This window comes from Eubacterium sp. AF19-12LB (assembly GCF_003479125.1).
Taxonomy (GTDB): domain Bacteria; phylum Bacillota; class Clostridia; order Lachnospirales; family Lachnospiraceae; genus Eubacterium_U; species Eubacterium_U album.
Window position 1 is genome coordinate 1 of record NZ_QUGP01000006.1, and the last position, 14,274, is coordinate 14,274.

Consider the following 14,274-nt stretch of genomic DNA (forward strand, 5'->3'; position numbering starts at 1 on the left):
GATGGTTAATTAATAGACGTGCAATAGTTATAGGTTGTTGGGAGTCCGAAAGTATAACCCTAATAAATATCAAATTTTTTGCAAACTATTAACAGTTCAATAGGATACATATTTATTTTAAATTCCATATATTTTTTTTGACATAATTCTATCTCTTTTAATTCTACATCCTGCAAAAAATACGGAATCTGAGAGAGAGTAAGTTCTTTAGAGGCTCCGTCCTTAGGACATTCAACTGCATGCTCAATTTTCACTTTATAACACTCTGCAAAATGGTATGTGATATTCTTTTCATCATCCTCAAATACTACTTTTACTTCATCTCCAAAGTAATTACAATCTAACGCTTTAACTCTTGCATCCCAATAATAGCTATCTTCGATTTTCTTTAATAATTCTTGTATCATCGTGCTCTCCTAATTTTTATACGGTATATGTCCATCAGGACTTTTTCTATCTACAATATTTCCCAAACTATCTAACAAATTTCCATCATTATCATACACATGAACGTGTGGATATTGTGTCACTTTATCTGGTGGGTCAATTCTAATACGTATTTTCCCTGCTTCATCCTTTATATGAACAAAACCATTATGCTCTGCATATTTCCAATTATCTGGAATAGCGTCAATAATTTCTTGTTTCGTCATATTTGGTATATTGTTTGTATCAAGATTCTTTGCAATATTACCAGCTGTACTACCACTCTCACTTAAACCACCCTCAACAACCTTCTTTACCTCATCAAAGCTTTTTCCTTCCTTAAACATTTCCAGTGCATCATCACCATAACTGTTTATAAGGCTTACTGCTTTTTTAGCTTCTGTCGGTTCCAGATTGTCAATTATTCTTGCAAGGTCATCTCCATACTTTTCTGCAAGCTTTAGTCCGTCTTCTCCAAATTCCTGCAGTATGCTTGCTACCTTTTCACCATATTTTTTGCTGATCAACTCCCATGCATCAATGAAATTCCAGTAATCCGGGCTTCCTCCTCCGGGAATATATCCTGTTCCGTGACTTCCTGAACCGCTTCCGGTTCCTCCACTTCCGTGGTTTCCTGAGCCGCCTCCCGGTATTTCACCTGTTCCATGACTTCCTGAGCCACTTCCGGTTCCTCCACTTCCGTGGTTTCCTGAGCCGCCTGTTCCCGGGCTGTCATCCCATGATACTCCTCCATATTCTTCCGTAAAGAAGTTTTTAACATATTTACTGTCTACGCCCATTTCCACAAGCGTGTCCCCTATCTTCCTTACGACTTTCTTTCCTAAAGTTCCCGCCACCTTCGTTATTACACCAAACGTCACGTTGAAGTACAGATTCGTCATCATTTCTTCTCCATACCGTTCTTCTCCGGTGCTGCAATACATAAACAGCGTAAACATACTGTCAATGTATGCATAAACGGCAACTCCCAGAAACACAAGTGCAACTGTCAGCAACACTGGATTTGCAAGGCCTAAAATAATCATATCTATTGCAGCAATAAGATCATATGCAGCGATTATTACATTTATTGTACCCACAATTATGTTTATTGCCGTACTGCCACCGCACATACTTCCACTTATCATGTAGGCTCCTTCGCCTGTACTTGTGTCAAGTGCAATATATGCCGTGCCTTTCCATCCATAGTAACACATTTCTTCCCTTGGTACTATGATTGTACGCCCTGCTTTGACTGCATTTTTCATCTCACTTAATGTCTTGTCATCTGCTTTTATTTTTTCAAACTCATCTGAATCTTGCGAATCTATCTTCACAAGCTCCATGCCTCTTGAAAGCGCCACCTTAAATACTTCCATTGTGGATACGGCAAATACTCCAACCGTTTCCTCAAGGACAAAGCTTTCAAGATATGAACCTACAAATCCACTATAGAGCATGAAATCCTTTACCGGATTATAGTCCACCTTGTTTTCTTTATCACCGTCGCTGTCTTTTCCATTTTTCTGATCATTGTTTACTTCAGAAGTTCTGATTTTATCTCCATTATCTGCAACTCCATATGTATCCGTGTCTATATCAACAAACACTGTACCTTCAGATATTCCGATTGGTGCACCAAATATGCTTGTGACCTTTGGTTTGTATCCAAAGATTCCCTCACTTATCTGTCTCCATGTTGTAACATTTAATATTCCCTCAAGCATACTGTCTGCCATATCAAGCTGTGCAAAGTATGTTGTGCCAATTCCTGAAAGTGTTTCCCCCATTGCCCTGTCATTGCTTTCTTTTCCTGATTCAAGTTTTTCCTTTAAACTGAGCAGTTCGGTCTTTGCATCGCTTAAATCAGCTTCGCTTATTTTTCCATAATCAAATGAAACCGCATAACTTCCACCTGCAACAAGAGGATTGTCAACTGATACTGTTTCACATCCTGTTTCATATATATCTATTCCAAATATTGTATATGTTCCGGGACGTACTGCATTCCCCTTTGCAACACATTCTCCGTCTGCCATTATGCATGGAATAACCTTAATGAGATATGCAGGTGTGCTATATATATCGCCATACTTTTCTATTATCTTTTCGTCTTCATCTGTTTCCGGAATATATTCAATCCAGACATTTGTTCCGTATAATGATGCTGCTTCAAATGTTACTTCTTTATCCGAATCTCCAATTGCGTATGTACCGTAAAACGGTGTTGTAAGTTTAAATGTTATCTTTGCCTTCGCCTTTTCAGGTGCCCTGTCAAATACGGCATTTTCCTTTATTACTTCATATGGAAGTACGGACGGAAGTAAGCTAAGAGTGTCTTCCTTTATTTTTCTTTTGCTAAGAATTGTGTCAGTTTCAATACTTTCTTCATTTGCGTATTCAGTTATCCTATCCTGAATGCTTTCAAGATTTTCACTAAACCCTGTCGCGTTTTCATTTTTTAATTCTTCACTAAGTTTTTTTATTTCCTCATTAAAATCACTGTCATAGTTTAACTTTTCCTGCTTTTCGTATTTTTTATATGAGGCATCCATTGGAATCCATTCTTTTGCACCGGCTACTTTTCCACTTCCCCTGTAACTGTCATATGGAATGTACGCTTCTACCCATACATGTTCAATTCTTACGGCTGTTATCTTTCCATCAGTCTTTACTACCGTTGTCGGAATCCCAAGCATAGATAAAATATCAACTGCGCCCTGTTCATTGTCTGCACCCGTAAGATTAATTGCCTCTTTTATTTCAATCTGTACTGTTCCTACTACATATCTCGCTTCAAATCCTCTGTATTTCAACATTGCTATTAGAAGCGATGCCGTATCATAATCATTTCCCACCTTACATGTAAATGTACCTGTAGCACCATATCTTAAACCGTAATAAGGCTTAAAATCTACTGTATCTTTTACATATTTATATATTTCATAAGGAGTATTTAGCGTATCGGCTATCTTTTTAGCCTCATCACTTAAAATTAATGCTTCATCCTGTGTGCTCTCTCCATCACACTCTCCGTTTTCTATTTTCTTTAACAAAGATGTCGTGTACAAACTGCTATCCGGTGTCTGTTTTCCTACACTTTCACTTACATCATAACTTTTAGAGGTCTGATGTGGTTTATCGGGCACTTTTGTTTCTATGTCTTCATTTTCCGTTATCTTTCTGACTTCATCCGTAAGATTAGCGTATTCATTATCTAGTTCTTTGTTGCTTACATCTTTTTTGTCACAAAGTTTTATCACTCTGTTTATGTCATTTTCTGTATCTGCAAAGTCTTTGCTAACTTCTTTTCTGCTTTCTTCTACTCTCTTTAATACTGTTTTAAGATTTTCTTCTTTAGCATATTTTTGTGCCTTGTTCATTTCATCTGTAACAGATTTTTTAAGTTCCGACACATATTCAAGAATATTTTTAAGACTTTCTGCGGTTTCTTTTTTTGATTTTACTTTATTTACACTTTCAGACATATATGTTTTTAACTTCTCAGCATTTTTTGCAGATTGTGTTTTAACTTCTGCTTCACTTAACTGATACGCTTCATTTATGTCTGAACTTTTAGTGGTATTCTGCTTTATTCCCGGCACATACATTGACACTGTCACCATTGCCACTATCAGAATAAAACTTAAAACCCTGTTAAATTTTTTCTCTTTATACATTTTTTAACCCCTATTGTTCTTCTTTTTCCTTTTTTCCTGCCATAAATATAATGACTATAATTGAAATGAACTGAATAATCATCAATGCTGCAATTGTTTTTCTTGTTTCAAAATCACCGGTTTTTACGGGTGAGCCTGATTTTATTTCTTTGTTGTTTTGATTATTTTCATCCACGTTGTATGTTTTTATGCCATCACTATTTTTCTTAATGCTGTCATTCTTACCATACTCTTTTTTATGTTTACCACTTATATTGGCATTCTTCTCATGCTTTTCCTTTGTTGTGGCAGAATTCTTTTCTGACTTTTCCGACCTGCCTTTAACATTTGAATTTCCATCTTTTTTCACGACTTTTTGTGTTGTAATTTCATTGCCCGGTTTTTCACCGCTATTATCTTTTGTTACGGATTCACTAATACTGTTGTCGTGATTTTCCATATTTTTCTTTTTCGCAAATACTGCTTTTACCGTTACATCATTACCCGGCATTGTAAACATTGTAGATTTATCATACCTGTCGGAGAATGCTCCATAGTCACACTCCCATCCTGCAAATATATATCCATCGTCTGCTTTTGCCTTAAGGCTTATGGTTTGTCCTTCCTTATAAGTTTCCATAAACTTTGAAACAACACTTCCACCGTCGCTACACTGAATTTTAAAATTATAAGCATGGTCTGTAAGTTTAAATCCTGCCTCATCCATCAGAATTACTTCATCATCTGTCACAAACTGATATATGATTAAGAAATTTCCTTCTCCAAGTAATGAAGTGTCTGTATCTATGGTTTCAGTAATTTTCTCTCCCTGTCCGATTTTCGTTTCCTTATTTTCCAATTCAGTTACATTTTTGTTCTTTATGTTTATTGCACTTATTTTTAAAATGCCGTTTTCCTTTTCCTGTCCTTTATTTTCGATTACATAAGAAATTTTTGCAGTATCTCCTGTTTCCATATCCGTGTTGTCCACACTTACATTTCCCTTAATGGCTTTGCCCTGCTTCTCACTTTCCTTTGGAAGAATGTTTTTGGCATATGTTGCCTTTTTATCCACTGTTTCTTCTGTACTCTGTTTTGTCTCGGGCTCCGTTTCAACGATTTCAGTTGTAATTTTTCGTTTTATGGTTAAAGGATCAAGTTTAAGCTCAACCTTTTCATCATTTTCATTTGTATATGAAAGTGTTATCTCATCCATGAGATTAATTATTTCGTCATCCGCAATTCCTGTTACGGGTACTTTCATCTCCATGTTGTTATCCTGACCCACGCTTATGTAGCCCGTCTTAAATAAGAGTGTATTTGTACCATCATCATTTTTTATTATTTCATCAGGGGCATTGCTGAATTCAATATCATCAGGATTTATGTCTTTATTTAATTTCATCTTAAGTTCTATGTTTTTACCCGCAACCATGAATATGTCGTTTGCAAGTTTTGCCACGCATTCAGTTATTTCATCATTTGTCGGTGCGGTTAGTGCCACACCGTCTGAGATGTCGGCTATGTACTGCATTGTCTTTTTTGCCTCCGCTCTGCTGCTTTCTGATGCATTAGATTCAAGAAAGACTGAATATATTGTTATGTTCTGTTCCGTGATTTGTTTAACATTAAGTGTTCCTGAATCTGCTGAACGTTCTCCATCTGAAAACAGATATATTACCTTGTCTCTGTTTTCGGAATTTTTAAAATCATTTATCGAATTATTTATTGAACTGTATATAGGTGTTCCGCCCCAATAATTTATGTTTTTGTTAACATTATCCAGAACCTGATTCAAACTTTTCTTATCACTTATAAACTTGCATGCCGGATTATTTAAGTTAATGTACCTTATTAACACTCTGTCTTCCGGTTGAATATAGTTAGTTATTATTCTTGCCCCTTCTACCGCATTTTTCCAATCTTTATCACCCATACTCGCGGAATTATCCAATATGATAACAATGTCCATCGGTCTTCTTTTTATTGTTTCCGAAAGACCAATTCCCTGCATGTTAAACTTCACGTTTACATGTGTGTCGTCATCATTTATTTCATCTTTGTCAGCCTCGTATTTTATGTCAATTCTGTTTTCATTTTCTTCATCAAAAACTTTTATCAGCGCTCTGTCGGTTTTAATAACCGTATTTTTATTCTTATACCTTACTGTTACTGTATATAAATCATCCGTGTCTGCCTGTGACATGAATGAAAAATCATTGCATTCAATGTATTTTGTATTTGCGTCTGCATCAATGTTACGATTGTCTTCATAAACATTTTCGCCATTCTGATTTTCAACATTTATGTTTATGTCTATGTCCGTATCTGTATTTGTTCCCATTTCTGCCTTTAACTTAAACTTAATTTCTTTTTTCGTATTTACGGAAACAGCCTTTGGTGAATAATTAAGAACTGATTTAAATATTTTAATTCCTTCACTGATTTCTACCTGTTTTCTTTTTATTGCCAAAACCTGTCCGCTTTCTTTATCCGTAACCATTGTAACAATGTAATATTCACCCGGTTCCATGTTTTTCGTATTAATTACATATCCATCGTCAGTTTCTGTTCCTTTTACATAAGCTGTGCTTTCGTTTCCCATACACACAGACACTTCATGTTTTTCATCATTTATCCCAATTATTTCCGGAACAACTTTTATATCTGTGTATGCGGTTATGTTTTCATCTGAATTTATTACTATACCTGTTATTTGGGGACCCGATATAACTGATTCATCCCTGACAAATGTAAGATATTCATCTATTGCGTAAACAAACATTGCTGTTAAACATTCATCTTGATTAAGACTTCCATCCTGTTTTATTTCTTTTCCTACTTTTTCAATCCTCTGTAATGTTCTATTTGCATCAATCTCTGTCAGCGCAATTGTAATCATTAATAAATTCATTAATGATTCTTCATCATTTCCGATTATTTCATTTTCCTTTGAAACAAGATACTCATTTGCTCTGTTAAGGGCAAGCTTTTCACTTTCTTTTCCACCATTTTCGCTGATGTATTTTTTTAATATAAAAGCTGCATATGCAGTTATGTATACTCCACCATCTTTTTTGCCGGTGTATGAAAAACTACCATCTTCTTTCTGGTTTGACAAAACAAATAAAACAGCCTTTTCCATTGACTTTTTATTCATCAATTCGCTGCTTAGCATTGCTTCAAGTGCAAGAAGTGTATCAAATATGTCACCTTTGTATTCATCGCTTACACTGAAACTTCCGTCATTGTTTTGCATTTTAATTATTTCTTTTATTTTATCTTCTGTTGTTATTTCATTAATGGAATTTTTTCTATATAGATCGTCATTGTTATTTTCATACGCCGTATCAAGATATTTTACGGCTTTCTCTCTGACATCCCCTGAAAGATTTTGTTTTCCTGTATATTTTAATACTTCTGCTGTATTATATATACCTAAACTCTTCCCCCATGAGCCATCCTCATTCTGACTGTCTTCAATCCATTTCACTGCCTCTTTCTTTAGTGCAATTACATTTTCGTTGGAATAAACATCTTTTGTAAAGTACAGTAATGTAGCCTCCAACAACATTACACAAGCAAGCAGACAGGAAATCCCCTTTAGTAACCTGCTTTTCATTGTAAAACCTCCCATATTTAATTTATCTTACGTTTTGAAACGTTTTTAACAGCTCTCACTTTATCAGTTTAGTGAGTGAAAGTCAATAGTTTCGTCGCATTTTGTTGAGTTTTTTATAAGTTTTATACTTTATTTTTTCAAATAAAAAGCCATTACCAAGAACATTTTGTGCTAATCATCCTTAATAATGGCTTTACTTAATTATTTGTTTTTATACTTTTTAACAGCAGAATATTTTCCATAAATTTTATTTCCGGCAACTATTTTGTACGCTCTTACCTTAACATAAATAATTTTATTTCTATATTTGCGTCTAATATATTTATTTTTATTTTTTCTTATTGTCTTTACAACTTTAAATTTGCCTTTCTTTCTAACTTTTACAGAAACCTGATATCCGTTTGCACCACTTACTTTTTTCCAACTTAGGCGAATCTTCTTAAGGCTTTTCTTCTTTACTTTAAGTTTTTTAACTTTACCAGGTGCCTGATATTTTTCATCATTACCCAATCCACCTATACTAAAACCTTCTTTATTCGCAGTTGTTGTCACATCTGAATGCTTATTTTCTTTTGTAGACTGATTTTCTTTAATTTCGTCTTTTGTTGTAACTTGTACCTGCTCTGTGGTAGATTCATTCAACTTGTCAGTTGTTGTTTGTTCTTTACTTACTGTCTCTTCCTGTTTTTTAGTTGTTGTCTCTTCTTTTGTTGTAGTTTCACTCTGTTTTTCTGTAGTTGTTTCTACTTTACTTGTTGTCTCTTCCTTTGTTGTAGTTTCACTCTGTTTTTCTGTAGTTGTTTCTATTATTGATGACTCATTATAAGTTCCTGTTTTATTCGGATTCATTATAATTACTGTGGCTGTTCCATCATCTGCTGTTATTTCAACTACATTGTATTTGTATGTAATGTAATCCACTGCAGGATTTATAAACAATCCTGTTCCTTCTGTTCTTGTAACTTTTTGCCCGTTAATTGTCGCTATAAAGTTTGCTGCTGATATTCCGCCTACTGCCATATAAAGCTCGCCAAATCCTGTATTCTGGAACTGGCATACATTTATTGTTCCGTTTACTACTGCATATTTACATCCTGATAAGCTCTGGTCAAATTCATTATTTTTGTTATTTCCTATGTCAATGTAATTTAATGATGCATATTTTGAATCATCAGTCGCAGGCTTTGTTGTTGTTTCTTGTTTTGTTGTAACCTCATGTTTCTGTGTTGTTGTCTCTGGCTTAACTGTAGTTGCTTCAGGCTTTGTTGTCTCCTGTGGCTTCTGTGTTGTTGCCTCCGGTTTTGCTGTAGTTGCTTCAGGCTTTGTTATTTCCTGTGAATCATCTTTATTTGGATTTTCTCCATCTCCGCTCTTTCCACCTGCATAAACTGAATTTGCCGGTACATCAACATATGTCTTATCTGAGAAATATGTTCTTTGTGTCTTATCTGTGTGATTTTCTACAACGTAAGTCTTAACTCCATTTTTCTCTAATACAACTGAAAATGGAGTACTTCCTGTTATATCAAAATTCTGGTTTCCATATTCTTTCAAACTTGTAATGTAAGCTAATGTATGTGCTCTTGATTCACCATTTTCAACTTTTCCGCTATCACTTAAATCAACTTTTGCAAGTGCTGCATCCGGGTCATAGTATGCATAGTATTCAGCAACCACGTCCTGATTTGTCTTAGGATCAGTAAGCATATCTTTTTTTCCGTAATTTGTACAAATCTGTTCCTTATTGTTCACAAAATTACTCCACTGCTTACTGTTTTCTCCTATGCTGTCAACTACATTCTTTACCTTGTCTTTGTATTTTCCCATATAAAGTGTTGCCCCTGATATTGGAAGCATTGTAATTGTAGTAACTTCTATTGGATTTTCTGTCCACCATGCTGTATGATCATATCTTCCGCCAAACAATCTTGTTACTGTCTGGATATTATAATTATTACTATCTTTATATTCTTTAGTAAAAATCTCATTATGTACATCATAGTAATAGTCTTCAATTGCTGCTATTTCTGTTGTGTACATGTAGATTCCAAGGTCTCTGATTCTTTCATCGCCAACAGCTTCTCCCCAAAGAATAAGTGAAGACCATGCATTTACTGACTCTGATGATGATTCCTGGTTGTTACCACCTGAAAGTCCACCTTTTTTGTCCACCATTTGACCATTTTCATCAAATTCATAGTTTGCAACTCCTGATGCCCATGAATGACCTTCGTATATATCAAAATTTCTTAAAAACGGATATCTTGTCTCGCTGTTTTTGTTATAGCTGCTACCATCTCTATTTGCATTTGCTATATCGCCTATCATTTCATAAACCATTCCGCCCCACTCTTTTGCCCACTGTGGGTCTTTCATTGCAACTGCCGCAGCTGCCTTTATCCAGTATCCGTAATGGAAATGATGGTCATTTACCTGCTTATCTGAATCATATGATGTAGGATAGCCAATAAGTGTTCCATACTCTTTATCATAATAAAAATAATCATCTACATGCTGACCGTCTATATATGCCCGATGTGGGTCAAACCAAAATTCCAGATAATCTTCAACACCTTCAACCATGTCATTTGTCATAGTCTTCATGTCGTTATCTTTAAACTGGTCTGCAAGCCATATTGCATCTGATAATGTGTTAAGATTTTTTCCTACCCAGTATGTATCATATCCGCCATACTGACCTTCTAAGAAACAAATCCACTTTGGATCATCTTTTGATTTTCTATAAGAGTATAAATACCCTAACTGATCCTTTATTTTTCCTACTGTATCTTCATCTTTTGTTACAGGAAGTGATGATAAAATTCCATTATACTGCATTGTTGTAGAATAGCTTGTTCCAACAACTGTTTTCATTGTCCCTCTTATTGTGTCGTATGTATATCCTGTAAATTTACTGTTTGCATATCTCCACTGATGAGGATATAAAGCAATAATTGTGTCTCCACCGTTTGCTCCTGTTTCCATGTTCTTTGTAACCACGTTATATTTTGTAACTACCTTTGAAGAATTACTAAGATATTTCCACTCAACCTTTGTATCTGTAATAAAGTTAAATGCATATTTTTTGTATAATTCAAATGCATTGTCACTTCCGTCAGGTAATATTGCAACTGACATGTAGTTTTTTCCTGCCGGCATTTTTGCAGTGAGTTTTCCACCCGCATTAACCCATGTTGTACCACTTGGTGCACTGATTAAGTAGTAATGTGTCTTTCCGTCTTTCTTGTTCTTAAGACTTACCCCTAAAATATTTGAAGATGTTGAATTTTTATATATCGCAAGATCTGTTCCACCTGCTCCAAGTGAAATGGTAGGTTCTACATTTTTAAAATTGTAATAAGCATATGGTGTTCCTTTTCCGATTGTCGCCATTATGCTTGATGTTGAAGCATTGTTCTCCATCAATATATCGTATGTCCAGTCTGTAGTTTTATCAACTTTTGCATCCTTTGCACTAAAGTTATTACCTCCGATAACAAGTTCCACTGTATTATCTTCTAAAAGACTTTCTACTGTAGGCTCTCCATCTACATATGATGTACCACTAGTAACCGCCGGTGATGCCATCTGCATTCCATTACTTGCTGCGCGGTATGCAAGTGGATGTGCGTACAATGATTCTGAATATTTGTCAAATACAACTGAGCTCGCCCAATCATTTGTAGGTACTGTTCCAACTGTTTCTTTGTAATTATCTGTTAAATATGTTGTTCTTGTAGGTAAATTGTTTTTTCTATCTGTCCATGTTACTCCCCAGTCGTCTGTACCAACACCATAGACTTCTTTCTTATATCCGCCTTTGTCTACCATTACTGAACTGTTTTCAGCACTAAAGTCCATAGTTGCACCTTTAGTCGAATCAGACAAATAAGGCATACTTGTTACTGTAATTGTAGCAACGCATATTAATGCCATTACCTTACTTAATTTTTTTCTCATAACACTCTCCTGTCCTTCTACTGTTCCCTCATATCATAAATAGTTATACAAAATACTACTTTCCCGCTACCTTATTTTGACTTCCATACTATTTATAGTATAAATTTATATCCGGAAACAAGTACAAATATTTTATCCTAGTATCCTTTTTCTATTTTTACACATAAACATAAGTAAGTTTTCTTTATTTTTCTTTCTATTTCTTGACCTGTCAAATAGACCGTGCTACTATTTAAAGTGGTTAAACGCAGGATATACTCCTGAAAAAATTTATAAATATTGAAGAGGTAAACAAAATGACAAAAAGTTTTGACGATTTACTTGCAAAGGTTGCAGAATGCCCTATGAAAAAGGTTGCTGTTGCCTGTGCACAGGATGATGCAGTTTTAGAAGCAGTTAAGGCAGCAAAAGACAGAAATATTGCTGAAGCCATTTTAGTTGGTGATGAAGAAAAAATTCGTACAATTGCCAGTGTTTTAAAGATGAATGCAGATGAATTTGAAATCATCAATGTTGTTGATCCAATCGAAGCAGCAAGAACAGCTGTTAAATTAGTTCATGACGGAAAAGCTGATATGTACATGAAAGGTCTTATAGATACAAAATCATTCCTTAAGAGTGTATTAGATAAAGAAGTTGGTCTTAGAACTGACAAAACATTATCACATGTTTGCGTATTTGATGTTAAGGGTATCGATCATTTGTTATTCTTATCAGATGTTGCATTTGTTCCTTATCCTGACCTTGATACAAAGGCTCAGATTATTAAGAACACAGTTGAAATTGCACATGCATGCGGAATCGAGTGCCCTAAGGTAGCTCCTCTTGCAGCTGTTGAAGTTGTAAATCCTAAAATGCCATGTACAGTAGATGCTGAAGCACTTACTAAAATGAATGAAAGCGGAGAAATCACAGGATGCATCGTTGACGGACCACTTTCTCTTGATCTTGCCATCGAACCTGAAGCTGCATTCCACAAAGGAACAACTAACAGAAAAATTGTTGGTGATGCTGATGTATTATTATTCCCTGATATTCAGGCAGGTAACATCACATATAAATGTTTAGTTCATACAGCAGATGTTAAAAATGGCAACATATTAACAGGTACAAAGGCCCCTGTTATTTTAACATCACGTTCTGATGAATTTGAAGTTAAAGTAAATTCAATCGCATTAGCAGCTGTAGTTGCTGAAGCAATGTAATAATTTGGAGGTATTAAAATGTCATACAAAATATTAATTATCAACCCGGGTTCTACTTCTACAAAAATTGGTGTTTACGAAGATGAAACACAGCTTATGGAAGAGACTTTAAGACATTCAACTGAAGAAATCGCACAGTACGCAACAATTTATGACCAGAAAGACTTCCGTAAAGAAGTTATTTTAAAAGTCTTAGAAGAAAAAAATGTTGACCTTTCAACTATTGATGTTGTTGTAGGTCGTGGTGGTTTATTAAAACCAATTCCAGGTGGTACATATGCTACTACTCCTGAATTACTTGAAGATTTAAAGATTGGTAAGCAGGGACAGCATGCATCAAACCTTGGTGGTATTCTTGCTCATGAAATTGCAGCACAGATTAACGTTCCATCATATATCGTTGATCCTGTTGTAGTTGATGAATTAGCTGATGTTGCAAGATTATCAGGACATCCATTATTCCCTAGAATTTCAATCTTCCATGCATTAAACCAGAAAGCTGTTGCTAAGAGATATGCAAAAGAAGTTGGTAAGAAATACGAAGATTTAAATTTAATCGTTGTTCATATGGGTGGCGGAGTATCAGTTGGTGCTCATAAGAATGGTAAAGTTGTTGATGTTGCAAATGCATTAGATGGTGACGGCCCATTCTCACCTGAACGTTCAGGCGGACTTCCTTCAGGTTCATTGATGAAGGCTTGCTTTAGTGGAAAATACACTCAGGCAGAAGTTGGAAAGATGATTAATGGTAATGGTGGTTTCAACGCTTATGTCGGTTCAAATGACATGAGAGATTTAATGAAAATGATTGCAGAAGGTAACGAAACAGCAAAGGCTGTAGTTGATGCATTCCATTATCAGTTATGCAAAGAAATCGGTGCTATGTCTGTAGTTCTTGGTGGAAAAGTTGATCAGATTATCTTAACAGGCGGTATTGCTTACAACGCTAAAACTCAGGAAGATATGAAGGCTGCTGTTGAATGGATTGCTCCAGTTACAATTTATCCTGGTGAAGATGAGTTACTAGCTCTTGCTCAGGGTGCATTAAGAGTTGTTACAGGTGAAGAAGAAGCTATGGTTTACTAATTATTTACTTTAAAATTGCTTTATACGGAGGTAGTTATGAAGCGTAAATTATACAAATCATCAAAAAATAAAAAGCTTGCCGGAGTATGTGGAGGACTTGCTGAATATCTTAATATTGACGTTACAGTTGTACGTCTTATATGGGCTATTCTCTCACTCTTCTATGGCTCAGGTATAATAATTTATATTATATGTGCTTTAGTAATTCCAGATGATAATATCATCGATATGTAGAATGAAAAAGCAATAAATTCAAAACTCTCCTACATTATGAGTTCATTTTGTAGGAGAGTTTTTTGGTTGTTTGTCAAATATG

Annotated in this window: 7 protein-coding genes; 3 read left to right on the plus strand and 4 right to left on the minus strand. The window is 35.1% G+C overall.

Going from position 1 to position 14,274, the window contains the following annotated elements; translation table 11 throughout:
* Positions 1 to 59: 59 nt before the first annotated feature.
* The 4 genes from DWX29_RS07270 to DWX29_RS07285 all read right to left on the minus strand — a co-directional run bounded on the left by DWX29_RS07270 (position 60) and on the right by DWX29_RS07285 (position 11,667).
* On the minus strand, positions 60 to 407 hold the full coding sequence (locus DWX29_RS07270; protein ID WP_118565509.1) for a hypothetical protein: 348 nt from the start codon (positions 405 to 407) through the stop codon (positions 60 to 62).
* Between the two features lie 9 nt (positions 408 to 416).
* Entirely contained in the window at positions 417 to 4,106 is a 3,690-nt protein-coding gene (locus DWX29_RS07275; RefSeq protein ID WP_118565510.1) for a transglutaminase-like domain-containing protein, read from the minus strand.
* A gap of 10 nt (positions 4,107 to 4,116) precedes the next feature.
* On the minus strand, positions 4,117 to 7,707 hold the full coding sequence (locus tag DWX29_RS07280) for a VWA domain-containing protein (RefSeq protein WP_158574516.1): 3,591 nt from the start codon (positions 7,705 to 7,707) through the stop codon (positions 4,117 to 4,119).
* A gap of 201 nt (positions 7,708 to 7,908) precedes the next feature.
* Complete coding sequence (locus DWX29_RS07285) at positions 7,909 to 11,667, minus strand: glycosyl hydrolase (protein ID WP_118565512.1); 3,759 nt, start codon at positions 11,665 to 11,667, stop codon at positions 7,909 to 7,911.
* A gap of 296 nt (positions 11,668 to 11,963) precedes the next feature.
* On the opposite strand from DWX29_RS07285, the gene ptb reads away from it, so the two are divergent.
* From ptb to DWX29_RS07300, 3 genes are read left to right on the plus strand one after another with little or no spacing between them, the layout of a single operon-like run.
* Positions 11,964 to 12,872, plus strand: coding sequence for a phosphate butyryltransferase (ptb, locus tag DWX29_RS07290; RefSeq protein WP_118565513.1), 909 nt, complete (start codon positions 11,964 to 11,966; stop codon positions 12,870 to 12,872).
* Between the two features lie 18 nt (positions 12,873 to 12,890).
* Positions 12,891 to 13,958: a butyrate kinase gene (gene buk, locus DWX29_RS07295; protein WP_022088164.1), complete on the plus strand. Its 1,068-nt coding sequence runs from the start codon at positions 12,891 to 12,893 to the stop codon at positions 13,956 to 13,958.
* Positions 13,959 to 13,994: 36 nt separating this feature from the next.
* Complete coding sequence (locus DWX29_RS07300) at positions 13,995 to 14,192, plus strand: PspC domain-containing protein (protein ID WP_022088165.1); 198 nt, start codon at positions 13,995 to 13,997, stop codon at positions 14,190 to 14,192.
* Positions 14,193 to 14,274: the final 82 nt, after the last annotated feature.

Bases quoted from the DNA above. Each gene is read 5' to 3' on its own strand.
- DWX29_RS07280 (WP_158574516.1), bottom strand. From the start codon at position 7,707: ATGAAAAGCAGGTTACTAAAGGGGATTTCCTGTCTGCTTGCTTGTGTA.
- ptb (WP_118565513.1), top strand. From the start codon at position 11,964: ATGACAAAAAGTTTTGACGATTTACTTGCAAAGGTTGCAGAATGCCCT.
- buk (WP_022088164.1), top strand. From the start codon at position 12,891: ATGTCATACAAAATATTAATTATCAACCCGGGTTCTACTTCTACAAAA.
- DWX29_RS07270 (WP_118565509.1), bottom strand. From the start codon at position 407: ATGATACAAGAATTATTAAAGAAAATCGAAGATAGCTATTATTGGGAT.
- DWX29_RS07285 (WP_118565512.1), bottom strand. From the start codon at position 11,667: ATGAGAAAAAAATTAAGTAAGGTAATGGCATTAATATGCGTTGCTACA.
- DWX29_RS07300 (WP_022088165.1), top strand. From the start codon at position 13,995: ATGAAGCGTAAATTATACAAATCATCAAAAAATAAAAAGCTTGCCGGA.
- DWX29_RS07275 (WP_118565510.1), bottom strand. From the start codon at position 4,106: ATGTATAAAGAGAAAAAATTTAACAGGGTTTTAAGTTTTATTCTGATA.